Origin of the sequence: Fulvivirga sp., assembly GCF_040220315.1 — a bacterium.
Lineage (GTDB): Bacteria > Bacteroidota > Bacteroidia > Cytophagales > Cyclobacteriaceae > Fulvivirga.
Genome location: NZ_JAVJUY010000208.1, coordinates 1 through 22,388, shown reverse-complemented (window position 1 = coordinate 22,388; position 22,388 = coordinate 1). Strand labels below are relative to the sequence as shown.

Genomic DNA, 22,388 nt, shown 5'->3' with positions numbered 1-22,388 from the left:
ACCTGTATTATTTAAGAGCTCGACCTTAGTTTACATCTTTACCAACCAAGTCAAATATAATTTTGCCAATAAGGGTACAATTCGTATTAAATTTTTAATAGACTACCTTCTTAATTTTAGTGTTTGTTAGTTCTTCTTCTAAAGGCATTCATACAATGTTTCCATTCTTAGCTTTTGGAAACATGCCCTTCTTTTGGATCATCAGCGTGATAAAGTCTATTTAAAATTCCGTAATTTCAATTTCCTTTAAACACCATGACCACTTTATCAGACTTTAAGAGTGCTCATAAATGGTTGATCATTCCATTTGTGATTTCAATTATTGGATTTTCCAGAAGCTATTTTCTTAAGTTACCTGATGCTACTTGGCACCAACACATGCATGGCTTGTCTGCAATACTTTGGTACATCATGGTAATCGTGCAGCCGTATCTAATTACGAACGGCAAAATTGAATTGCATAAGTATTACGGGAAAATTGCACTATTTCTTGCCGGGGCTGTCACCTTTTCCGCAATTACAATTATACCTTTGAATCTAAAAGCTGCAGCCAACTTAGAGCCTAACCCTGTAGTATCTATGGATTTCTTTTATGGCGTAACTTTTACAGACATAATAACAATTATCGGATTTGGTCTCAGTGTAATAATTGGTATAACTAAAGTGAAAAACCTCGAAGATCATGCTTTTTGGATGATCGCTACTGTGTTTTGGGCGTTAATGCCTGCATTGGGCCGATTACACTATTATCAACAATGATTATTTTCGGTTTTCCTCCGCCCTATGACTTTATAGATGTTCTGTTCTTTTCAACTCTGCTCTGCTTAGTGCCCATTGTTATTATATGTTGGAGGTTTAAACGGTGGCATCCTGCCCTGATAGCTGTGGGTTTAGGAAACATTTTGTATTTGTTCACACGGCAAATAGGAGGAAGTGAGGTGTGGCGATCAATAGCCGATTCGGTGTTTAAATATTAGCATATTACTTTGAGAGATATAAAACTACCTCCGTACCTGTGTTTTTCAACAACTCCACTTTGCTTTTCAACTCTTCCACTTTATCAATCTTCACTTTGCCAATAAGTGTACAATCCGTTTCAAACTTTTGATCGACTATCTGTATTTCTAAATCGCTAACAAGACGCATCAACTCATTAGTCGAATCGTATGGATAATTGAGAGTAAACGATTCTTTTACAACCACTTTTTCAATAATCGAATTAGTAAGTGCTTCTTCCGCAGCCAGCTTATAGGCGTTTATCAATCCGCTTACACCTAGCTTAGTACCGCCAAAATAACGCACAACCACCACAAGTGTATCCGTTAAATCTTTGGAATGAATTTGTCCTAAAATAGGATCTCCGGCAGAATGGTTAGGTTCGCCATCGTCATTGGCTCGGAATTGAGATTTATCGGCACCCAGTACATATGCATAGCAATGGTGCCTGGCATCGTAAAACTCTTTTCGTAAACTCTCTAATGCTGCTTTTATTTCCTCCGCACTTTCTACATGAAAAGTACGACCAATGAATTTGCTGCCCTTATCTTTAAAGAGGCCTTCTCCCGATTCTTTAATAGTTAAGTAACTGGTAATCAAAATAATAAAGCGAGTAATTCCTCAAACGAAAGTAACACAATGCTCAATATAGCCAATAGTAAACCGGTTTGATTTAGCCTGCTTAGCTTTTCTTTAAATATGAGTATAGAAACGAAAGCTGATAGCAAAATGATACCTACATTTAACATAGGGTATACCACAGCACCATCATTATTAAAATAGGATAGTGTGCGTATTAAAAAGTAGATTGAAAAGTAGTTAATGGCTCCTAAAATGGCACCACCTATGAAATTGCCCAGCGTTATACGCTGACCGGAAACCATCATTGAAATGATACCAATGAATGCCGCAGATGAGAATATAACAATCGGGAATATTGGCTCCACTGTTTCACTTAAGTAATGATAGCTGGTATAGTTAATCGATGAGTCAATTAAGCCACCCAATAAAAAAACTGCTATTGGCAATAAGATAGCAAGACGGGTAAAATCAGACCCTTCCACACCCCTCTTTTTAAATGATGACATTACGATGGCCGGAATAGCCATGAACATCCCAAAATAATTAAAAACGGTATATTCCTTCGATTGCACTTTTAGAATCAACAGGCTGATAATCACCGGAATAATTAAAGACATTTTAGATGCAATGGAAGAGACTGTCATACTAAAACGCTGCGTAGTAAGTGCCATGAGGTAGAAAGTGGATATGAAAATTAACCCTAAAACAATACCAATAATCACCCATGGTTTGTTGTAGTTAATCTCCATAAGCAAGGTAGAATCACCGAGGAAAATAATACCTGTACCCACACAAGTGATGTAGTTAAATACAATAGCCTGAAAGGTGTTTAAACCATATGCCTTAAACTGGCGAAAGCATAAAAAAATACCCACATTGGCCAGAATACATAAAATCAAATAATGCATAAGCTGCAAATCTAATCAAGATTAGCCCGCCTGTAACCTTTGCCTGAAAAAAAGGTCTAATAGATGCAACTTATTAATACATAAGTGAGTCTTTGAACAAAAGAAGAAACATGAGAACAATAACAACAACTTTTTTACTGCTTATTACGGGCTTTACTTTCGCCCAAAACTCACAGGTTAGAGACCTGCCGGAATTTGATGCCATTACACTGAGTGTTTCAGGAACGGTTTACATCACACAAGCTTCTACTCAAAGAGTAGAGTTAAAGGGAAGCAACGAAACACTGGATAAAATAGAAACGGAAGTAAGAAATGGTAGACTGATCATTAAATCAGAAAGTTCTAACAGCTGGTTTAGCTGGCGCGATACCGGTGATTTCGATGTGTATATTTCAGTAAAAGAACTCAATAAAATTCATGTTGCTGGTTCTGGAAGAATATTCACTGAGAACAAAATCACTTCAAAAGATTTGGAATTGGATGTAAGTGGTTCCGGTAAAATGGAAATTCAGGCCGAGGCTACTTATATAGATGCCAATATTTCAGGATCTGGTAAAATGGAAATAGAAGGTAAAACCAAAGATTTAGAAGTTCGAATCAGTGGATCGGGAGATATTTATGCAGATAAATTGATGTCCGAAAATTGTGAAGCCAGAATATCAGGTTCAGGAAAATGTGAAGTTAGTGTTTCCAATTCTATCGATGCCCGAATAAGTGGCAGCGGAAGTGTTTATTACCGAGGTAATCCGAGCCATGTGGATTCCTCAACGTCAGGGTCTGGGCGCGTTAAAAAGATTTCATGACATAGTTCATGGAGAGTTTGGTTAGGTTGAAAACTCAAAATGAAGAAAGGGGCTTAGGCCCCTTTTTTTATTCTTTTGGAGTATGTCTCAATACCCCTTCCACAATTAAATATTGAGCTATTGAATAAGTAAGCATCACCCAAAACCCGGAATAGGTGAAGGATTCCAAAAACTTGTTAATAGCCAGCAAAGAATCGGAGATCATAAAAAAGACCGCTCCACCAAACACGAGTCCGAAACTCTTTATAGGTGTATAACCATATCTTAAAAGTGCCGCAATTGCCATGAAGGTTAATACCGCAGCATAAACTGTAACTGGCAAACGCATATCACCCAGATTTGGCGATAGTATCCAAACTAGGGCTACACCTGCAAGCACCAGAGTAAAACTGTGCCTCAATTTTTGCGTTGGGAGCAGTGGATTTTCGGCTTCCGCCCATCGCAATTTAAAATATGAAATCGCATAAAGGATATGAGCCACTAAAAATGAGAGCAGGCCCAGAACGAAATAACCCGTATCCGTTTCCTGATACATTAGAAATGAATCACCCAACCAGGAAAAAACCAACGCACCAACTACCAGCCAAAAGGCACTGGTTCTTTCAACTTTAGATGTTATGAAATACAAAAATAGTGTGAGGACAATCAGTGGTTTGCTATAATGTTCAAAATCCCAATTGAGTGCGTTTCGCACCAATTCAAATATGGTAGCAATAAAAAATAAGTACTTAAATATCTTATGCATGTTCCGTGATGGACTTTAATTTTTGTTTTCTTTTCCTCAACACCAGATAGCAAAGTGCTAAAGATGCAGTTAAGGCACCCATACCAAAGGTTATCGGAAAATTAGCTGGGTTATTAGAGAATGTCCATCCAGATAAAATGGCACCCATCATGATACCTAACTCCAGGGCAATAAATGTTGTAGCCATGGCTTTACCTCTGCTTTTATCAGGACTTAAATCTGCAGTCCAGGCAAACAATGTAGGTGAGTTCATACCCACAGCCAGGCCATAGATAACAGCTCCAGTAAAAAACTGAGCAACACTTTCAGAAAAACCTATCACCAACAATGATATAATATAAGAACTAGTAGAAAGCATTAATACGGGCTCTCGCCCCCATTTATCAGAAAGTTTCCCAGCAATTATTCGAACCAATAAAGATGACAATGTGAAAATAGTAAAGAAATGACCTCTGTTTGTTATCCCTAAATGATCGCTGAAATCAGGGATAACCGTAAGAACAATTCCAAAAGAGAATACCGTTAGAGCCATTACAATGGAGGGTGGAAGTGCGGAAGGCTCATATACATCGTGTCGAGTAATCTGCAAGTGCGACCATCTTAATGTTTCTTTATTTTCCAGCGTTTCTTTCATTCCTACCAGAATTAGTATGGAAAGAATAGCAAGTACAGAAGAGGCATAGAACATTACATCTATTGAATACAAGAGGGTGATTTTACTACCTAACGAAGGTCCAAAGGCCATACCAGTAGTACCAAAGAAACCTGCAATCCCCATGGCCTCACCACGCTTTTTGATGGGAACCACGTCTGCTACATAAGCAACAGTGCCCGTTGGCTTAAATCCAGTGGAGAAACCGTGTACTAGTCTTAATACAAAAAAGCCGAATATTGTTGTTACAAATGGGTAAATGAAACCCAACGCAAAGCAAACTGCTGCGCCAAAAACCATTACAGGAATTCGACCCACTTTATCCGTTAACTTTCCGCTAAACGGACGAGATAGACCTGCGGTAAGTGTAAAAAGTGATATGATAAACCCTTTGTAATCTTCACCTCCCAATTTGGTAAGGAATGAAGGTAATTCCGGTATGATCATGTTAAAGCTCGCAAAAAAGAGAAACGAGCTGGTGCATAGCAGCCAGAATTGTAAAGTGTAGGTTTTCTGTTTCCCCATTCAGTTTATTTGAAAATATTTGTAAACAAAACTGTCATTCCAAACTTGATTTGGAATCCCAAACCTCGACTTGCGAGATGAAAAGAGATTCTGAACCAAGTTCAGAATGACAGTTTAATAACAACACCTTAAGCTTCTGATTTATCCTGATAGCCCAATAAAAATGCTTTGATGTAATCATCCAAATCGCCATCTAAAACGTTCTGAACATCCGTGCGTTCAACACCTGTTCTTGCATCTTTGATGAGCTTATAAGGATGTAACACATAATTTCTGATCTGAGATCCAAAGTCAATTTTCATCTTGCCTGCTTCCACTTTATCACGTTCTGCATTACGTTTCTCCAGCTCAAGCTGATACAATCGAGATTTAAGCATTTTCATTGCCATTTCACGGTTGGCTAACTGCGAACGCTCTACCTGGCAGACTACCACAATTCCTGTTGGTTTATGCGTTAACTGCACCTTGGTTTCTACCTTGTTCACATTTTGTCCACCCGCACCTCCAGAACGTGAAGTATGCAACTCAACATCAGCTGGGTTGATTTCAATTTCAATCTCGTCATCAATAATAGGCGAAACATATACAGAAGCAAAAGAAGTATGTCTTCTGCCACCTGAATCGAATGGAGAAATTCTCACCAACCTGTGTACTCCGATTTCCGATTTAAGGTTACCGTAGGCGAAAGGACCGTCAATTTGTAAAGTAGCCGATTTAATTCCAGCCACATCACCGGGCTGATAATCCACTTGTTTTACAGAGTAACCGTGGCTCTCGCCATACATAATGTACATCCTGTTAAGGATATCACACCAGTCCTGAGATTCTGTTCCTCCTGCTCCAGGATTAATTTCCAACATAGCTCCAAACTGATCTTCCTCTCCACTGAGCATTTTTTTGAACTCCAGATCTTCAACCGCCTTTTCTGCCTTCGCATATTCTGCATTGAGTTCATCCTCATCCACTTCATCAGCCTGATAAAACTCATATAAAGTTTCCAGATCGTCATACAAGGTTTTTACCTCAGTAAAACTATCTGTCCAGACTTTTTTAGTACGAATTCCTTTTAAGATTTTTTCTGCCTCTTTCGGGTCATTCCAAAATTCTGGTTGGGCAGTCACCAGTTCTTCTTCTTCTACTTCAGCTTTCTTCTTATCGTAGTCAAAGATACCTCCTCAAAGCCTCTACTCTGGCCTTCAAGTCTTTCAACTCGTCTTGTGTCATATTTTGTAAATTTTCGTCAAAGCTAATAAAAATATAAGGCTTGAAGCCTACTTCATTTTTATTTAATAAAAGAGCCAACCACCAGTTGGTGGTTGGCTCTTTTTAACCAATTGACTGTGAATATATAATTAAATTTTACTCACCCAACCAAATCGATCTTCGATCTGACCAAGCTTGATTCCATCTAATTCCTTTAAAACTTTGTTAGAAAATTCTCTAGTTTCTACCGCTGGTAGTTGAAAATCTTCTCCTTTGTAACCTATTAGCTCAATCTGAGCTATTGTGGCAGCAGTACCAGCACCAAACGCTTCTGTTAATCTGCCTTCTTTAATTGCTGATATTACCTCGGCTACAGGTACTTTTCTTTCTTCCACTTCCATACCCCAATCACGAGCAACATTTAAAACGCTATCTCGAGTAATTCCATTTAAAATTGTATCGCCTAAAGCTGGAGTAACTAATTTCTCATCAATTACGAACATAATATTCATTGTACCTGATTCCTCAATATACTTATGTTCTTTGCCGTCTGTCCAGATTAGCTGATCATACCCTTTTTCCTGAGCTAATTTGGCAGGGTAAATTGCAGGGCCATAATTACAGCCTGTTTTGCAATAGCCACTTCCACCCTCAATTGCACGCACATAATGATCTTCGATTTTCACTTTTACTGGTTTGGCATAATATGCCCCTACCGGGCAAGTGATAATCATGAACTTAAATCGCTCTGAAGGTTTAATACCAATGTAATCGTCATTAGAGAAAATAAATGGTCGGATGTATAACGCTGTTCCAGGAACACTAGGCACCCACTCATTATCTAATTCTAAAAGTGTATGCAATCCATCAAAAAATATTTGCTCTGGAAGTTGGGGCATACACATTCTGTTTGCAGAAATGTTTAATCGCTCAAAGTTCTTGTCTGATCTGAAAATATTTATTTTACCATCAGCATCTTTATATGCTTTTAATCCTTCGAAAATGGATATCCCATAATGTAAAGCTGGACTAGCCGGGCTTATACGCATTGGCTCATAAGGCTCAATTCTAAGGTTCTTCCACTCACCTTTTTCATATTCTGCCGTGAACATATGATCAGAATAAATCTTACCAAATTGGATATTGTGGAAATCTATTTGACTGATTTTTGACTCAGCTATCTTCTTTATATCGATATTCAAAGTATCTATCATGTTACGTGGTTTTAACGTTACTAACGATCGTTAGGTTTGCAAAAGTAATAAAATATTAAGAGTAGAAAAAGCTTCTATTATTTTCTTGGAACCCAGGGTGTCTCGGGAGCCTTTAATTCCGCTGTCATTTTCCTGCTTAATACAAACAAATAATCGCTAAGCCGATTCAAATATTGTACAACTAACTGATCAACTTCTTCTGTTTCCTGAAGCAGAATCACGAGCCGCTCTGCCCTGCGGCATACGCAACGAGCTATATGACAAAATGATACGGATTGATGGCCTCCTGGAAGAACAAAAGATTTCATTGGTTCCAGCTCGGCATCCATTTTATCTATTTCCTCTTCCAAAAATGTCAGATCGCTTTCAGCTAATTTTGGAATTTTAACCTTCGTGTTGCCAGGTTCTGTAGCCAAGGTAGAGCCCACAGTGAAAAGTCGGTCTTGTATTTCAACTAAAACATGGTGCCTGTCTTTATTCACCTCCTGATCCCGCAACAACCCTATATGGGAGTTCAATTCATCCACGGTACCATAGGAGTTGATTCGATCATGCGCCTTGGATACCCTTAATCCACCAAACAATGAAGTTGTTCCTTTATCGCCAGTTTTAGTGTAAACTTTCATAGTTAGTCAGTAAGAGCGGCTTTTTGCTCTGCAGCTCTTGTTACATTTTTATTGATCTCGTCTGTTTCTACTAACCCATCTCGTAATCTAATGATACGATGTGCATAATGAGCAATGTCATCTTCATGCGTTACCATAATAATGGTGTTACCGGCATCGTGAAGTTGTTGAAATAACTCCATAATGTCGTAAGATGTTTTGGTATCCAGATTTCCCGTTGGTTCATCTGCCAAAATAATACTTGGGCTATTAACCAGCGCTCTTGCAATGGCTACACGTTGCCGTTGACCTCCGGAAAGTTCATTGGGCTTGTGATCATACCTGTCTGATAACCCTACGTTTGTTAAGGCCTGCATTGCTATTTCCTGGCGTTCGGACTTACCATACCCAGCATAAATTAACGGAAGTGCCACATTCTCTAATGCAGATGCTCGAGGCAAAAGGTTAAATGTTTGAAATACAAAGCCAATTTCCTTGTTTCTAATGACGGCCAATTCATTCTCAGTAAGATCACTTACATCATTATCATTAAGGATGTAGGTTCCACCAGTTGGTGTATCCAAACAGCCAATAATATTCATTAAGGTAGACTTACCCGAACCAGAAGGCCCCATAAAAGCCACATATTCGCCTTTGTCAATTTCTATCGAAATTGATTTTAGTGCTTCTACGGTCTGATTACCCATTTGGTAAATCTTAGATATCTCAGAAGTCTTAATAATCTTTGTCATCGTTCAATTATCTAGGTAAACAAAGAACGCAAATTAAAGAGGAATTATTCTAATATTTCCTTAAGCGGTTGATAATGAAGATTAATCCGGATTCTCACTCACCGAATACGTGAGTATTAAACAAACGAAGATTGAGAAACATATTGAGGTTCCTTTAAATGGCTTAAAACAGCATTTATAACGTGTTCATCTTTTAATATCCTTGTGTGTCCATTACCTTCTGTGGTCATCATTTTGCTTAAAGGATATAGTTTATGAACTAATTCGGCATTAGTATATGGCGCTTCTCGATCATTGATGTCATGGATTATTAAAAGTTCTGTATTCCTAAGCCTGGAAATGTTATGGGAGATAGAATATTCTTCAAATGTCTTTCCATAATTTGTAATTATACGATCTTCGAAGTAGGGCAACATTTTTTCTGAAGCGCCTATTTTATTTCTGAACTCTTCTAATATTTGGGAACCAACCGTAGGACTGCTGATTAGTACCAGTTTATTTGAAATACCTGCAAGCGCTGCATGAAAAGACGCTACTCCGCCCAACGAATGCCCAACGATCATCTCGAATTTTCTGTAATTGTTTTGGAGTTGCTCTATAATGCCTACAAATTCCATCAAATGTGAGGAAGAACCATCTGACTGACCGTGGCCAGTGGCGTCAAAAGCAACTACTTTATACCCGTTTTCAGTAAATAATGGAACAAATTTTCGAAACTGCGTAGCACGACCCATCCAGCCATGCACAAATAATACGGGCTTACCCTCACCCCACTCGTACACCTGAACTTGCTTACCGTTATACAGAATCTGATATTTGGTAGCTTTATCGGCAATATCCATTTCGCCATACGGTGTTTTATACTTAGCGGTAGAAAAAAATATTTTTACAAACCACCTTTTAGCTAGCCAAGGAGCTATAAATTCAACTTTAGGAAAAGCCCAGACGATTAGTCTTAAACCCAAGGGTGTTTTAATTTTCTTTTGATTTTTCATAGCAAAAATGAATTAAGACCGATTGGTCTCTTGGTTGGAAAATTTTTTTAATGTTTTATAATATTTTTAAATAAGTATTCTTTTAAATAGTCAGATGCCATCATGAGGCAGTCATTATTATCCTCAACTCGTGACATTACGATGGCACCTTCAAGGGTAGCAACCATTAATGAAGCCACTTTTTTCACCTCAACACGATCGCTAAATTCACCTGCTTCAATGCCTTCCATTAATTTCCATTCCACATATTTCTTAAGCCCCTCGATGCCGGCCTTGGCTTTTTCTTTTAGCATCGGGTGCGTGTTAGTAGCATCCATGGCTGTATTAAAAATCGGGCAACCGCCTCCCTGAACGATTGGATCATCAATAAATGAAACGAAGGCATCTATCACGGCCACTAATTTTTCTGTTGGTGTATTAACCCTGCCCAGACGTTCTTTAAACCTCGCTCTTACACGATCATAATTATAGTTGAACGCCTCGATGGCTATTTCATCTTTATTCTTAAAGTGGTTGTAAATACCTCCCTTTTTCAGGCCAGTTGCTTCCATGATATGACTCAAAGAGCACGCATGGTACCCATACGTATTAAACAGCTCTGCAGACTTCTTTACTATTTTTTCTTTTGTAGTTTCCATATTAGTACCGACCAGTCGGTCTCAAATCTAAAAATAAAAAAACGTTTGTCAAAGTTTCCATTGAAATTTACAGTCTTCATAAGAAAAATCTGAGATATTGTAAGTTCTTTCCACAAATGTTATTTCATTAGTATGTGTTACTAATATAGCCGTTGAACATCGCGAACCGTAGTTGCTACTTTTAATAAACATAGGTGATAACATCTTTTCCTTTTCGTAACCAACACCTGTTTCGGGAAGTTGGTTGTCAGGAGCTGTTGTGTTATCAAATAATAGTTGAAGGAGTTGTTCATCATTAATTTGGTTTTGCGCCATTAATGCACTCAGTTTTTCTTTGCCATTTTCAACTTTGGGCCAGGCTGTATTCAACAAGGCATTACTAAGGCCGTGAATACCATCATCCAATTTATGAACGCCTTCCTGATAATTGCCATAGTACGCCAGAGAATTCACGTCACCCGAAATCAAATTAAAACCGTTGTATTGATGACCTCTTTCCGATACTTTTTGCAGATAGTCTACAGCATTATCCTCGGATAAAAGAAAATCAGTCACCAGGTGTCCGCGACTTGGTGCCGTTGTTTTAATGTTTGATAAATCCCTGTAATTGGTAAGCAGGGACAATCTCCCCTGCTTAGTTATACCCATCCAGGTGCCGCCCGCTTCCAAATCCTTGCCTGCCAAAAGCTGTTTGTGATCAGGCCAAAAAGATGCTGGTCTTGTAGCCCTTTTGTAAAATTCATCTCTGTTTGCTGCTACAATCAGTTTGTATTCGGGGTGTGCGTTTTTGGCAAATAATATCAGACACATACGGTTTCTTTTGAAAACTTAAATGAAAATATCAGTCAAAAAGTTCGAGCTGCTCGGGAAGCAACCTAAATGATTTTCGATGAAAATCTGTAATCCCAAATTGTTTTATTGCTTCTCGATGCGGTATTGTTGGGTATCCCTTATTCTTATGCCAGCCATATTCTGGATGCTTTATACCAATCTCCTGCATATATTCATCACGATACGTCTTTGCCAATATCGAGGCTGCTGCTATGGATAAGTATTGACCATCACCTTTAATGATGCACTCAAATGGAATATCATTATGTGGTTTGTATCGATTTCCGTCAATCAGTAATAATTCAGGAGCTTTTGTAAGCATGTCTATTGCCCTGTTCATGGCCAAATAAGACGCATTTAAGATATTTACCTGATCAATTTCACAATTATCTACAAAGCTAACTCCATAGCTAATGGCATCTTTTTCAATATCTTTTCTGAGAAGCAGGCGTTTTGTTTCAGACAGTTGTTTGGAATCGTTTAGTAACTTGTGCTTATAATCGGAAGGTAAAATAACGGCAGAAGCCACTACCGGCCCTGCCAAACAGCCTCTGCCTGCTTCATCGCAACCTGCTTCAATTTTATCATGACTGTATGACGACAATAACATCATACAAATCTAAGGGCCTTGCCCTTACTTCAAAACTTATGGTAGTTTTGCAGCCATGAAAAATGAAGAAAGCCCCTGGAAATCACTTTCCTCAGAAGTTAAATACTCGAATCCATGGATTGAAGTAGTGGAGCATCAGGTAATTAATCCGGGTGGTGGCAAAGGTATTTATGGCAAAGTACATTTTAAAAATATCGCAGTTGGTGTGATTCCAATAGACGAGAATGGCAATACATGGATTGTTGGGCAGCATCGATTTCCATTGGATGAATTCTCATGGGAAATCCCCGAAGGTGGTTCTCCTCTTGGAGAAGATTTAGTGGTTACTGCGAAGCGTGAGTTAAAAGAAGAAACAGGATTAGAAGCAGAAACGTATGAACTCATTTTGAAAATGCACACTTCCAACTCAGTATCTGACGAAATTGCATTTGTTTTCTTAGCTATGGGAATCAGACAAGGTAATTCCAGTTTAGAAGAAACGGAGTCTGATATGCAAATAAAAAAACTAACCTTTTCATCGGTTTACGAGATGGTAATGAATGGTGAAATTACTGATAGCATGAGTGTGGCTGGTATTTTAAAAGCCAATGCCATTATAAACCAAGAATAAAATTGTCCGGGCAAAATTACATAGAGCACTTAAAAAAGAACTTCCATCTTGCCTACCCGGTAATGCTGAGCCAGCTCGGGCATATGATGGTAAACGTGGCAGATAGTGTTATGGTAGGTCATTTGGGAGCCGTTCCATTGGCAGGTGCTTCATTGGCCAATGTCATATTCCATTTGCTATTAATGTTTGGTATCGGAGTTTCTTATGCAATTACTCCTCTGGTGGCTGCTGCAGATGGTGAAGGTAATGTGAGTAAGTCTGCAGATTATTTAAAACATGCCATTATCATCAACCTTATTACTGGATTAATACTATTTGCGATCGTTGCTATTGCCGGACCAGGATTAAAGTATCTAGATCAACCGATGGAAGTAGTGGATATGGCTCTACCTTATTTAAATATTGTTACGCTATCATTGGTGCCATTAATGATTTTTCAGACTTTCAGACAATTTGCCGAAGGTCTTTCTGATACTAAGATGGCCATGATTATTGTTATCGGCTCCAACCTCTTAAATGTGATTTTAAACTACATTTTAATCTATGGAAAACTAGGTTTTGATGCATACGGATTAATTGGAGCTGGTTATGCGTCATTCATTGCAAGAATAATTTTGGCTAGCTGGATGGTTTTATATATTTATCATGGAAAAAAATATCAACCATTCAGATTGGGGTTTAAACTTGGGAATTACAGTAAAAATATATTTCGCAATATGCTTGGTCTGGGTATACCTGCGGGAATTCAATTCATTTTTGAGGTGGGTGCTTTTGGCTTTGCCGTGATAATGATCGGTTGGATTGGAACAGAAGCGCTAGCTGCGCATCAAATTGCAATCAATATGGCTGCTGTAAGTTACATGATGGCTTCTGGATTATCTGCCGCGGCAACAGTGCGCATAGGAAATCAGCTAGGCTTGAAAGATATCCCAACACTAAGGGCCGCGGCATTTACTTTATATGGAATGGTTATCCTTTTTATGGGTATTTGTGCTACAGTATTTATTGTTGGGAGGTTTTACCTGCCTTCACTATATATTCAGGATGCTGCAGTGATCGAGTTAGCAGCTGGTTTATTAATCATCGCAGGCTTTTTTCAAATTTCCGATGGTATACAGGTATTAAGTTTAGGTGCCTTGCGAGGACTAGCTGACGTGAAAATACCTACCGCCATGACTTTTATTGCCTATTGGGTATTAGGCTTGCCAATTGGGTATTTTTTAGCTTTTAATTACGAAATGGGCGCGTCAGGCGTTTGGTATGGTTTGTTGATAGGTTTATCGATTGTGGCCATTACCTTGTTTTGGAGATTTAACCATTTGACTAAAAAGATGTTAAGTACCTAACAACTGTCAGTTAAATTAATTAGTATTATCTTTGAAGTTACAATGAATCAAAGTCAAACCATAGCATTATACCAGCCCATGCTCCAAAGCATTGCCCAGCGCATTTTGGGGTCAGTTGCTGATGCTGAAGACATTGTGCAAGATACGCTTCTCAAGTGGTTAACTATTGATACCAAAAAAATTCAAAACACGAAGGCATATTTGATTAAAGCAGTAACCAATAACTGCATCAATCATTTGAATGCAATCAAAAGAAAAAAAGACGAGTGTTTAGAGTCGTTAAACCCGAAAGACCTTATCGATAAATACAAAGAAATGGAGCTTTTTCATTTTGATTTTGAAAATGAAGTGACATCTGCTTTGAATGTTATTCATAAGAAACTCGAACCACTGGAAAAAGGAGTGTTCGTTTTAAGAGAATTTTTTGATTTTGAATATGATGAGTTGCAATTAGTTTTTAACAAAAAGAAAGACAATTGCCGACAATTATTCAGCCGTGCGAAAGCCAAGCTCAATCAGGAAACGTCTAAAATAAGGCATGATTTTTCGAATTCAAATTTTTTCGAATCGTTTAAAAATGCCTGTCAAAAAGATGATCCAAAAGAGATTATCGATCACATCAATAAAGAGTTAAAAAATTAATTCAACTTTTTTGTCACAACTGTAAGTTGTGCATGTCTGTATATTAAAGGCACCAAGTGCCGTTAGTTTCGAAACTTTATATTATTATTAAATGGCTGTTATAATCACATTTTTTATAGCGCACTGGTATTTGTCGCTATTTTTCCAAACATTTTTCCTTCACAGGTATGCTTCCCACAAAGCATTTACTATGAGTAAAACGTGGGAGAAAGTATTTTTCGTTCTCACATGGATTTTCCAGGGATCAAACTACCTAAGTGCTTACGGTTATGGCATTATGCACAGAATGCACCATGCCTATGCCGATACCCCGAATGATCCGCATTCACCAAAATATGACGAGAGTCTGTTTAAAATGATGTGGAAAACCAAAACCATCTATTCGGCTATCACAAGCAAAAAAATGAAGGTAGATGAACGTTTCACAAAGGACGTTCCTGAGTGGACCGCTTTTGACACTTTTGCCCGTTCATGGGTTTCCAGAGTGTTGTGGGGTGCTGTTTACGTAGCAATCTATTGGCAGTTTGCCACTGTATGGTGGTTATGGTTACTTCTGCCATTGCAATTTTTAATGTCGCCTATGCACGGTGCCATCATTAACTGGTTTGCCCACAAGTACGGTTATAGAAATTTTGAAGTAGGTGATACATCAAGAAACTTTTTGCCTGTAGATTTTCTAATGATGGGTGAGAGTTATCATAACAATCATCATAAACATGGTAATAGAGCTAACTTTGGTGGATTCCGATGGCATGAAATTGACCCCACTTATCAGGTAATTAAATTACTGAATGCTGTGGGTATTATTAAACTGGCCAAGCATAAAGAAGTGCAGCTAACCGCAGTTAAAAAGGCAGCTTAACCAACTGTCTGTTTAACGACCAATTGACTACAATTTTAAAAGCTCCACAACTATTTGTGGAGCTTTTTAGTTTTCATACCAGCATGAAGAAAGAAATAAAAAAATCCATTATAAATGAAGTTCATTGGGAGAATGGCCTGACTTACAGTGAATATAGAGAACTTATTCAAAGACTATTAAGAATAAATAAAACCACCGGGGATAATCATTCTGAAAAAATGCTGGATTATACCCGATTAAACGAGCAACGCATGAATAAATGGGAGAAGATTGCTCAAATAACAGATGAGTTAAAAACAACAGTCGCCAACATAAAAGATAAACAATATTGGCTAGTTCTTACGGAAGGGTGGTGTGGCGATGCAGCACAAAATATTCCTGTTATCAACAAAATATCAACATTGAGCCCTTTTGTTGAGCTAAGGCTTCTACTTAGAGATGAAAACCTCGATATTATGGATGAGTATTTAACTGACGGTGGTCGATCCATCCCTAAACTGATTATTCTTAATGAAGAATTTCTGGAGCTAACACAATGGGGGCCAAGGCCTGAAGCCGGGCAAGAGAAAGTAAAACGAATGAAAGCAGGTGAATTAACTCATGAAGAATTTGCCACGGAATTACACACGTGGTATGCCAAAGACCGATCTATTTCACTTCAAAGCGAATTAAATAAGCTCTTAATTAATATTGCTTAGGCGTATACTTTTTTATAATAAATAAAGGAAATCAGCCATAACAAAGTTGCTACTACTGCCCCACCTTGTTGCCCATCACCAATGGCCATATGAGCACTAAAGGCAAGTATAAAGTCGTACAAATAGCCTGCATAAGCAAAATAAACAAGGGTGGTGCTCAGCCTGGTCCAAATAGCGATTAAACCTAACACTTTCAATACAGCTAGTGGATAAATGATATACGTTGGGTACCCGAGTTGGGCAAAAACGCCACTTACTTCATCATAATTAAAAAAGTACATACCAGCCGATATAAGCATTAATGCTGACAGCAGACCTGTTGCTACACTAAAAATAATTTTGTTCTTCTTCATGTCTAGGATTTCTTGTGTCCTTAAAGTTATTAATACTACCGAAAGATAAGTATTAATTATTATCAGTTTGTCGGCTACTATATACAACTAATTCAACTAATTAGTACATTCACATTGTTATAGTTCTTTAAAAGAAATGATACACCCAAAAACTGAGCTTCGGTTCATAAATGATGAAATAGGTTACGGGGTTGTGGCCACAGATTTCATCCCAAAAGGTACTATTACATGGGTACTGGACAAGTTTGATCGTGAGTTTACTCCCGATCAGATGCAGAGCTTTGAGGATACGTATAAAGACATTCTAGAAGTTTATTCTTACCGAAACGGAAACGGAAACTACATACTTTGCTGGGACAATGGGCGCTTTGTAAACCACAGTTTCAATTCAAACTGTTTTACTACACCCTACGATTTCGAAATTGCCATTAGAGACATACAACCTGGTGAGCAACTCACTGATGATTGTGGAACTTAAATGTGTCTGAGCCATTTAGAGCGTGTAACGAGGGAACACGAAGAAAAGTAGTATACCCTGATGATTTAATGAAATACGCTAAGATTTGGGATAAAAAACTAACTCTACCATTTAAAAGAATACCACGTGTAGATCAGCCATTAAAAAAGTTGCTATCGCAAGAGAAATGGGATTTGATATTCTCGATTGCTTCAGGAGATAGAAAAATGGATTCTTTGTTAAACTTGTACTTCGATCAAAGCAATAAGATGGTAGGGTAATATAATTTCCTCTTTTTACATTTAATTTATTTAAATTGAAACATGGAAAACCACCCTGGCAGAACTGTAGCGTATTCTAGAACTACTATAACTGAACTTATGATTCCTTCATACGCCAACTTTGGGGGAAAAATTCATGGTGGTATTTTATTATCGCTAATTGATAAAGTAGCTTATGCCTGTGCCAGCAAGCATGCCGGAAATTACTGTGTAACTGTTTCAGTGGATGGGGTAGTATTTCTACAACCAGTGGAAGTTGGTGACTTAGTTTCTTTACATGCTTCTATTAACTATGTAGGAAGAACCTCACTGGTTGTTGGCATTAAAGTAATTGCAGAAAATGTGAAACAGGGCAGTGTGAAGCACACCAATACTTCTTATGTAACGATGGTAGCTAAAGATGATGATAACAAGCCAGCTTTGGTACCTCCCCTTGTGTTGGATAAGCCGGTAGAGGTTAGGCGTTTTTACGAAGCTATGAAACGTAAAGAGCTCAACCAGTCGTTCAATGAAAAAATGGATGAAACCAAAGCCAATATTGATATGGATGATGCTGTAGGCCTCCTCAAAGAGCAGCGCTGCACCATAATCTTAGATTAGTTATTCAATCAGTATTCTTCTTGTTTCTAATTCATTGCCTTTTTTATCACTTACGATAACAATATACTGACCTACCGGTAATTCACGAACATCAATTCTAGTTGCGTTAGCAAAATTTAAGTTTGTTATTTTTCTGCCTGAGGTTGTAAATACCTCAACTTTCAATTTACCTCTGTTCTCATTATCAACTATTTTCAGGTAATCACTCGTTGGGTTGGGGTAAAACAATATGCCATTATTAAACTCCTCTTTACCAAGAATTACAAGTTGTCTTACAGTAATAACCCCTTGATCAACCAATGCTTCAATGGACACTTCGCTATCCTTTGCTCCTGTTCCAATGGCGATATCTATAAATGAATTTTCATCCATTGGATAGCCAGGATATTGAATGTCTATATTGTACTCACCAGGTTCTACCCCTTTAACAATAAATTCGCCATTGCTATTTGTATAAACATAGTATGCCAGTTCACCAGCTCCTTCGCCTTTAGAAGTACTTCTCCCTCTGCGTAGTGTAACACCTGCGCCATTAACCCGGCCCCTCGCTTCTGTTCTTCCGCCATCGGGTATTTCTTCTTCTAAATACCCTGCAAACTGACCTACATCACCAGTTGGGTTTGCACTCAAAACAGCTGTGATATTGGCTGTGATATCTCCATTGATAAAGAGTGTATCTGCCTCTGCCCAGAATACAGTGTTACCAAAATAGGTAGGAATAGCGTTGGGGTGGGTTAAGGTGTCCACCACACTAACCAATAAATAATCATCAAGAACAACGTCATTCATTTGAAACTGACCAACATTGGTCATGGTAACAACCTGAGTAGTATCATAACCATTAGTATTCACCCGTAAGAGTATAACATCACCATTAGTAGCGGGATCCGTTTCATTTACGTTAATCTGACCAGTACAGATTGCCGTTGCTAAAACGGTTTTTGTAGCAGAGGTAATTGTTAAACCTGGAATGGCAGGGTTTGTAGCCTCACAATAATAATCTCCCATATTGCTCCGGTCGATTGAAGCAATATCTATCGTATTCGTTGTTTCTCCGGTTGCAATCGCTCCATTTTTAAACCACTGATATTCGTTGGCTGCACCATCTACAATAAAGGAGAATGATGTTGGGTTACCTGCTGGAATTAACTCAAATATTGGTTGATCATTAGTCTGCTGCTCTCCAATCACCAATCCAGGCAAGCTGCCTATTAATTCAAAATCTCCAAAATCCAATTTGTTATTTGATAGATTGATATTTGTAAGTGCCGTTAACCCGGAAAGATCACTTTGAATATCATTAATTAAGTTTCCACTCAGGTCGATATCTGTTATTCTTGCCAATTGGTTGAACTCAGCCGGAATCGGACCTTCAATATTATTCTCGGGCAGCGCTAACGCTGTTACGCCATCTGCTGCTGCCGAAACTCCAAACCATGTATCAATATCACCTGTCTTCCAATTTGTATTGTCAGTCCAGTCATCACCATTGGTAGCATCATAAAAAGCCACTAATGCTGTTGAATCCGCTTCTAAAGCGTTTCCCAGGTTTCTAAATACTTTGTTTACAATATAATATCCACCAGTGACTAAATCTAAATCACTATCACCATCCAAATCACCGAAAGCGAGGGTTGTATATTCATCTCCTTTTCCTAAGTTAAGATCATCTCTAACAAAGACGCCATTGCCATCATTAGTGAAAAATTGGATTCCAACCTGATAATCGGCTGTAGCAATATCTAAATCACCATCATTATCAACATCTGCCAAAGCTGCCTGATAAATATAACCTCCAGAGTCCACTCCACTGGGATCTTCTGTAAAAGTACCTGCCCCATCATTAAGAAAAATGAAATTCAAAGGGTTGGTTTCGTACCCGTTGCCAACAAATAAATCCTGATCAGAATCCCCATCTAGGTCACCTAATATTATCACTGTTGCGTCAAGATTACCACTTGCTACAACACTACCACTAGAAGTGAAATTACCTAATCCGTCATTATCAAATGTTTCGATAGTATTTTGGTAACCTACTAGAATTTCCAAGTCCGCATCACCATCGACATTTCCGATATCAATTACGCAGTTATTGGTGGCAGAAAGCAAAACATTTGTTTCCTCGGTAAAATTCAAGCTACCTTGATTTAATAATGTTTTTAAATAATACTGAGTAGATCCTACTTTAGCAATTAATGCAATGTCAAGATCGCTATCACCGTCTAAATCTGCCAGTGCAATATCAACTGTTTCATATATTCCATACCCTCTGTTTGAGTTAAAGAAAATATTGCCAGCATCAGTTGTCCAAATATCAAAACCAGGATAATTCACCCCACCATTATCAGGGATAGCCACAAAATCTAAATCAGCATCGGCATCTAAATTACCAAATACTTGTTTTTCATTGGAATAAGAAAGTTCTTCCTGAAAAAGTGTAAAATTCTGTCCTGAACCATCATTAAGCCAAACCCTTGGTGTAGCACCCTGTACTATATCTAAATCACCATCACCGTCAATATCTACTAAATCTATATCGTAGGAAGTAGCAACGGTAACTATATTAGTAGGATTTAATGAAAAGGTAAGACTACCTGTATTTTCATATGATTCTATATTGCCGTTATTAACGAATAAGTCAATATCCCCATTGCCATCTAAATTGGCGGGCAATACGCTACCACTTAATACTTGTGGATTTATAAATATTGCTGAGCCGGAATTTTCGAAAATGAAAGTTTCTCTGTTTTCAGAACTCATAATCACTTCAGGATTATTGTCATTATTTAAATCCCTGATGATTAAATCATCTGCTCTGGTTCCATTTGTTGCTGTAAAAAGTGTACCTGCAGCAAAGACTCCAGGAGATGATTGTAACAACGGTGTAAGCTGAACATCCTGACCAGAAATAGCAGTCAGTAGAATATCTACATCCGAATCATTATCTAAATTACCAATAGCTATTTCATCATATCCAAATAGATAAAAGAAGCCGGAGTTGTCCGTGAAGTTACCCGACCCATCATTAGTCAAAATTCGAATTCCATTGTTAAATCCAGGATCCTGACCTCTATAAACAATATCAAGATCAAGATCTCCATCCATATCTGCTACACCAAATAGTTGAAAGACACCATAGCCTCCAAATCCAGTACTAGTGGAGTATTGAGTGAAGTTAAAAGTATCATTCAAATATATTGAAATACTACCAGGGCTTGTGGTTTGATCATAATAAGCATAATCGGCATCCCCATCTCCATCAAAATCAGCAAAAAGAACCCTATCTGTCTCTAAAAAATCATTTCCAATACTGCCCAATTCCTCAGTAAAATTTCCGCTTCCATCATTTTGTAAGATATTGGTAGTCAAAGGGTAGCCGTATTGTCCTCTTACGGTTAATAAGTCCAAATCCCCGTCTCCATCAAAATCGGCTAATTCGGCTAGTCTTAATACATCAAAATTGGTGATCGGAATATTCTGCTTATTAAATGTAAAGTCACCATTATTGATAAGCAATACAGGCGCCTCAGTGTATGTTAGATATATTGCATCATCATCACCATCATTATCGAAATCTCCCATAAACGCACCTACACTAGCTGCTTCACCAAGTTGTTGAACTTGCGTAAAAAATATATTCTGAGCTTCGGTTTTGGCACCTGCGCCTTTGTTTTTAGTTACTCTATTTGCCCATTTCTTTTTGGGTTCCTTTGTTTGAGCCAGTGAAGTAGAGGTAACTACAACGCCCAATGCCAAAGCAACTGCCCAATGCTTAAAACCAAAGGTTATCTTAATGTTAGTTTTTGCCCCAAGCTCTTTTAATTGCCTTTCAACTTTTTTTAGCCTTTCAACAGCACTATATTTTTTCCTTGCAGTTAACGATTGAAAGTTTCCTTCCTCTATTCCTTTGAGGAATCTTGAAGATAACTTTTGATGCTTGGCTTTAAGCCGTTTAGCGAGCAGCTGATTTAAATTACTCATGATGTAACTGATTCGTTTTTTTCTTCTTTTTCCGGTTGAGCCCAGAAAACTTCTTGTTCAGTAATAACTGATGATTTATGCATTTGCTTGGCATGATTTAACACGTTAGGTCGCATCATACCAGGTAAAATTTTCAAATCAAATAATTCCTCTACAGAGGTTTGGTATAGTATGTGCCCACAAGGTTGTCCTGTAGGAATATAAATAACAGAAATACCACATACTACAGAATTTTTGGCAATTGGTGCCTCTTTAAACAATGAGCTGTTTGGTCTCAGTTTAGAAGTAGCAACAAACAAATAATCCCCTATTCTATCCATACCTCTCACAAACCCATTGAGCTTTGTTACTACATCGTATTTACCATCTTCTACATTTACTTTTACTACCTCGCCAGTTGCTGAGAGCAGCATCCACAATCCATCCTCATAGATTCTGGGCGAATGAGGTACTGGTAATTTATCGCCAATAATGGCGTTGGATTCAACATCCATTAATA

The 22,388-nt window shown here is 38.1% G+C and carries 25 protein-coding genes; 10 read left to right on the top strand and 15 right to left on the bottom strand.

Features of this window, described 5'->3' with window-relative positions; genetic code table 11:
* The first annotated feature begins 255 nt into the window (after positions 1–255).
* Positions 256–759 (top strand): hypothetical protein, encoded by a 504-nt coding sequence (locus RLO81_RS10330; protein ID WP_350111041.1) that lies wholly within the window; start codon positions 256–258, stop codon positions 757–759.
* A 222-nt stretch (positions 760–981) separates the two neighbouring features.
* Here RLO81_RS10330 and RLO81_RS10325 read toward each other — a convergent pair whose 3' ends face one another.
* Positions 982–1,596, bottom strand: coding sequence for an IMPACT family protein (locus RLO81_RS10325; RefSeq protein ID WP_350111038.1), 615 nt, complete (start codon positions 1,594–1,596; stop codon positions 982–984).
* A complete protein-coding gene (locus RLO81_RS10320; protein WP_350111036.1) occupies positions 1,593–2,486 on the bottom strand; it encodes a hypothetical protein in 894 nt (297 codons plus the stop codon). Before RLO81_RS10320 ends, RLO81_RS10325 begins: the two co-directional genes overlap by 4 nt.
* Positions 2,487–2,596: 110 nt before the next feature.
* Here RLO81_RS10320 and RLO81_RS10315 point away from each other — a divergent pair, with 110 nt between their 5' ends.
* Positions 2,597–3,289, top strand: coding sequence for a head GIN domain-containing protein (locus RLO81_RS10315; protein WP_350111033.1), 693 nt, complete (start codon positions 2,597–2,599; stop codon positions 3,287–3,289).
* Between the two features lie 67 nt (positions 3,290–3,356).
* On the opposite strand, the gene RLO81_RS10310 is transcribed toward RLO81_RS10315, so the two are convergent.
* From RLO81_RS10310 to rnhB, 10 genes are all read right to left on the bottom strand, one after another.
* Positions 3,357–4,034, bottom strand: a complete 678-nt coding sequence (locus tag RLO81_RS10310) for a lysoplasmalogenase (RefSeq protein ID WP_350111030.1) — start codon at positions 4,032–4,034, stop codon at positions 3,357–3,359.
* Positions 4,027–5,211 carry an MFS transporter gene (locus RLO81_RS10305; RefSeq protein ID WP_350111027.1) on the bottom strand — a complete coding sequence of 395 codons (1,185 nt, stop codon included), beginning with the start codon at positions 5,209–5,211 and terminating at the stop codon, positions 4,027–4,029. The genes RLO81_RS10310 and RLO81_RS10305 overlap by 8 nt, the downstream gene beginning before the upstream one ends.
* Positions 5,212–5,339: 128 nt before the next feature.
* Positions 5,340–6,435 (bottom strand): peptide chain release factor 2 gene (gene prfB / locus RLO81_RS10300; RefSeq protein ID WP_350111025.1). Its coding sequence is split into 2 segments (ribosomal slippage): positions 5,340–6,374 and positions 6,376–6,435, totalling 1,095 coding nucleotides; the frame shifts between segments, so codons are not numbered across the junction.
* Between the two features lie 128 nt (positions 6,436–6,563).
* Complete coding sequence (locus RLO81_RS10295) at positions 6,564–7,628, bottom strand: branched-chain amino acid aminotransferase (protein WP_350111022.1); 1,065 nt, start codon at positions 7,626–7,628, stop codon at positions 6,564–6,566.
* A 77-nt stretch (positions 7,629–7,705) separates the two neighbouring features.
* Positions 7,706–8,254 carry a cob(I)yrinic acid a,c-diamide adenosyltransferase gene (locus RLO81_RS10290; RefSeq protein ID WP_350111019.1) on the bottom strand — a complete coding sequence of 183 codons (549 nt, stop codon included), beginning with the start codon at positions 8,252–8,254 and terminating at the stop codon, positions 7,706–7,708.
* A 2-nt stretch (positions 8,255–8,256) separates the two neighbouring features.
* Positions 8,257–8,985: an ABC transporter ATP-binding protein gene (locus tag RLO81_RS10285; protein ID WP_350111016.1), complete on the bottom strand. Its 729-nt coding sequence runs from the start codon at positions 8,983–8,985 to the stop codon at positions 8,257–8,259.
* A 116-nt stretch (positions 8,986–9,101) separates the two neighbouring features.
* Positions 9,102–9,980 carry an alpha/beta fold hydrolase gene (locus tag RLO81_RS10280; RefSeq protein ID WP_350111013.1) on the bottom strand — a complete coding sequence of 293 codons (879 nt, stop codon included), beginning with the start codon at positions 9,978–9,980 and terminating at the stop codon, positions 9,102–9,104.
* 47 nt (positions 9,981–10,027) lie between these two features.
* The gene (locus tag RLO81_RS10275; RefSeq protein ID WP_350111010.1) at positions 10,028–10,618 is read right to left on the bottom strand and encodes a TetR/AcrR family transcriptional regulator; all 591 of its coding nucleotides are present in this window, start codon (positions 10,616–10,618) and stop codon (positions 10,028–10,030) included.
* A gap of 48 nt (positions 10,619–10,666) precedes the next feature.
* Positions 10,667–11,428, bottom strand: a complete 762-nt coding sequence (locus tag RLO81_RS10270; RefSeq protein WP_350111007.1) for an NRDE family protein — start codon at positions 11,426–11,428, stop codon at positions 10,667–10,669.
* A 31-nt stretch (positions 11,429–11,459) separates the two neighbouring features.
* Positions 11,460–12,059, bottom strand: a complete 600-nt coding sequence (gene rnhB, locus RLO81_RS10265) for a ribonuclease HII (RefSeq protein ID WP_350111067.1) — start codon at positions 12,057–12,059, stop codon at positions 11,460–11,462.
* Between the two features lie 55 nt (positions 12,060–12,114).
* Here rnhB and RLO81_RS10260 point away from each other — a divergent pair, with 55 nt between their 5' ends.
* The 5 genes from RLO81_RS10260 (at position 12,115) to RLO81_RS10240 (ending at position 16,217) form a co-directional block, all read left to right on the top strand.
* Positions 12,115–12,669: an NUDIX domain-containing protein gene (locus RLO81_RS10260; RefSeq protein ID WP_350111004.1), complete on the top strand. Its 555-nt coding sequence runs from the start codon at positions 12,115–12,117 to the stop codon at positions 12,667–12,669.
* Positions 12,670–12,671: 2 nt separating this feature from the next.
* Positions 12,672–14,015: an MATE family efflux transporter gene (locus tag RLO81_RS10255; RefSeq protein WP_350111001.1), complete on the top strand. Its 1,344-nt coding sequence runs from the start codon at positions 12,672–12,674 to the stop codon at positions 14,013–14,015.
* Between the two features lie 42 nt (positions 14,016–14,057).
* A complete protein-coding gene (locus RLO81_RS10250; RefSeq protein WP_350110998.1) occupies positions 14,058–14,657 on the top strand; it encodes a sigma-70 family RNA polymerase sigma factor in 600 nt (199 codons plus the stop codon).
* Positions 14,658–14,748: 91 nt separating this feature from the next.
* On the top strand, positions 14,749–15,519 hold the full coding sequence (locus tag RLO81_RS10245; RefSeq protein ID WP_350110995.1) for an acyl-CoA desaturase: 771 nt from the start codon (positions 14,749–14,751) through the stop codon (positions 15,517–15,519).
* A gap of 83 nt (positions 15,520–15,602) precedes the next feature.
* Positions 15,603–16,217: a thioredoxin family protein gene (locus tag RLO81_RS10240; RefSeq protein WP_350110993.1), complete on the top strand. Its 615-nt coding sequence runs from the start codon at positions 15,603–15,605 to the stop codon at positions 16,215–16,217.
* Here RLO81_RS10240 and RLO81_RS10235 read toward each other — a convergent pair.
* Positions 16,214–16,570: a DoxX family protein gene (locus RLO81_RS10235; RefSeq protein WP_350110990.1), complete on the bottom strand. Its 357-nt coding sequence runs from the start codon at positions 16,568–16,570 to the stop codon at positions 16,214–16,216. The genes RLO81_RS10240 and RLO81_RS10235 overlap by 4 nt on opposite strands.
* A gap of 136 nt (positions 16,571–16,706) precedes the next feature.
* On the opposite strand from RLO81_RS10235, the gene RLO81_RS10230 reads away from it, so the two are divergent.
* From RLO81_RS10230 to RLO81_RS10220, 3 genes are read left to right on the top strand one after another with little or no spacing between them, the layout of a single operon-like run.
* Entirely contained in the window at positions 16,707–17,048 is a 342-nt protein-coding gene (locus RLO81_RS10230) for an SET domain-containing protein (RefSeq protein WP_350110987.1), read from the top strand.
* 2 nt (positions 17,049–17,050) lie between these two features.
* Positions 17,051–17,308: a hypothetical protein gene (locus tag RLO81_RS10225; RefSeq protein WP_350110984.1), complete on the top strand. Its 258-nt coding sequence runs from the start codon at positions 17,051–17,053 to the stop codon at positions 17,306–17,308.
* A gap of 42 nt (positions 17,309–17,350) precedes the next feature.
* Complete coding sequence (locus RLO81_RS10220) at positions 17,351–17,908, top strand: acyl-CoA thioesterase (RefSeq protein WP_350110981.1); 558 nt, start codon at positions 17,351–17,353, stop codon at positions 17,906–17,908.
* Here the strand turns inward: RLO81_RS10220 and RLO81_RS10215 are convergent, their stop codons facing one another.
* Both RLO81_RS10215 and RLO81_RS10210 read right to left on the bottom strand, forming a co-directional pair.
* Complete coding sequence (locus tag RLO81_RS10215) at positions 17,909–21,889, bottom strand: FG-GAP-like repeat-containing protein (RefSeq protein ID WP_350110979.1); 3,981 nt, start codon at positions 21,887–21,889, stop codon at positions 17,909–17,911.
* Positions 21,886–22,388, bottom strand: a 503-nt coding sequence (locus tag RLO81_RS10210; protein ID WP_350110976.1) for a DUF4915 domain-containing protein, incomplete at its 5' end; no start/stop codon positions are given. The genes RLO81_RS10210 and RLO81_RS10215, both read right to left, overlap by 4 nt.

Coding starts and splice junctions, on each gene's coding strand:
- RLO81_RS10330 (WP_350111041.1), top strand. CDS start 256: ATGACCACTTTATCAGACTTTAAGAGTGCTCATAAATGGTTGATCATT.
- RLO81_RS10320 (WP_350111036.1), bottom strand. CDS start 2,486: ATGCATTATTTGATTTTATGTATTCTGGCCAATGTGGGTATTTTTTTA.
- RLO81_RS10315 (WP_350111033.1), top strand. CDS start 2,597: ATGAGAACAATAACAACAACTTTTTTACTGCTTATTACGGGCTTTACT.
- RLO81_RS10310 (WP_350111030.1), bottom strand. CDS start 4,034: ATGCATAAGATATTTAAGTACTTATTTTTTATTGCTACCATATTTGAA.
- RLO81_RS10305 (WP_350111027.1), bottom strand. CDS start 5,211: ATGGGGAAACAGAAAACCTACACTTTACAATTCTGGCTGCTATGCACC.
- RLO81_RS10295 (WP_350111022.1), bottom strand. CDS start 7,628: ATGATAGATACTTTGAATATCGATATAAAGAAGATAGCTGAGTCAAAA.
- RLO81_RS10290 (WP_350111019.1), bottom strand. CDS start 8,254: ATGAAAGTTTACACTAAAACTGGCGATAAAGGAACAACTTCATTGTTT.
- RLO81_RS10285 (WP_350111016.1), bottom strand. CDS start 8,985: ATGACAAAGATTATTAAGACTTCTGAGATATCTAAGATTTACCAAATG.
- RLO81_RS10280 (WP_350111013.1), bottom strand. CDS start 9,980: ATGAAAAATCAAAAGAAAATTAAAACACCCTTGGGTTTAAGACTAATC.
- RLO81_RS10275 (WP_350111010.1), bottom strand. CDS start 10,618: ATGGAAACTACAAAAGAAAAAATAGTAAAGAAGTCTGCAGAGCTGTTT.
- RLO81_RS10270 (WP_350111007.1), bottom strand. CDS start 11,428: ATGTGTCTGATATTATTTGCCAAAAACGCACACCCCGAATACAAACTG.
- rnhB (WP_350111067.1), bottom strand. CDS start 12,059: ATGTTATTGTCGTCATACAGTCATGATAAAATTGAAGCAGGTTGCGAT.
- RLO81_RS10260 (WP_350111004.1), top strand. CDS start 12,115: ATGAAAAATGAAGAAAGCCCCTGGAAATCACTTTCCTCAGAAGTTAAA.
- RLO81_RS10250 (WP_350110998.1), top strand. CDS start 14,058: ATGAATCAAAGTCAAACCATAGCATTATACCAGCCCATGCTCCAAAGC.
- RLO81_RS10245 (WP_350110995.1), top strand. CDS start 14,749: ATGGCTGTTATAATCACATTTTTTATAGCGCACTGGTATTTGTCGCTA.
- RLO81_RS10240 (WP_350110993.1), top strand. CDS start 15,603: ATGAAGAAAGAAATAAAAAAATCCATTATAAATGAAGTTCATTGGGAG.
- RLO81_RS10235 (WP_350110990.1), bottom strand. CDS start 16,570: ATGAAGAAGAACAAAATTATTTTTAGTGTAGCAACAGGTCTGCTGTCA.
- RLO81_RS10230 (WP_350110987.1), top strand. CDS start 16,707: ATGATACACCCAAAAACTGAGCTTCGGTTCATAAATGATGAAATAGGT.
- RLO81_RS10220 (WP_350110981.1), top strand. CDS start 17,351: ATGGAAAACCACCCTGGCAGAACTGTAGCGTATTCTAGAACTACTATA.
- RLO81_RS10215 (WP_350110979.1), bottom strand. CDS start 21,889: ATGAGTAATTTAAATCAGCTGCTCGCTAAACGGCTTAAAGCCAAGCAT.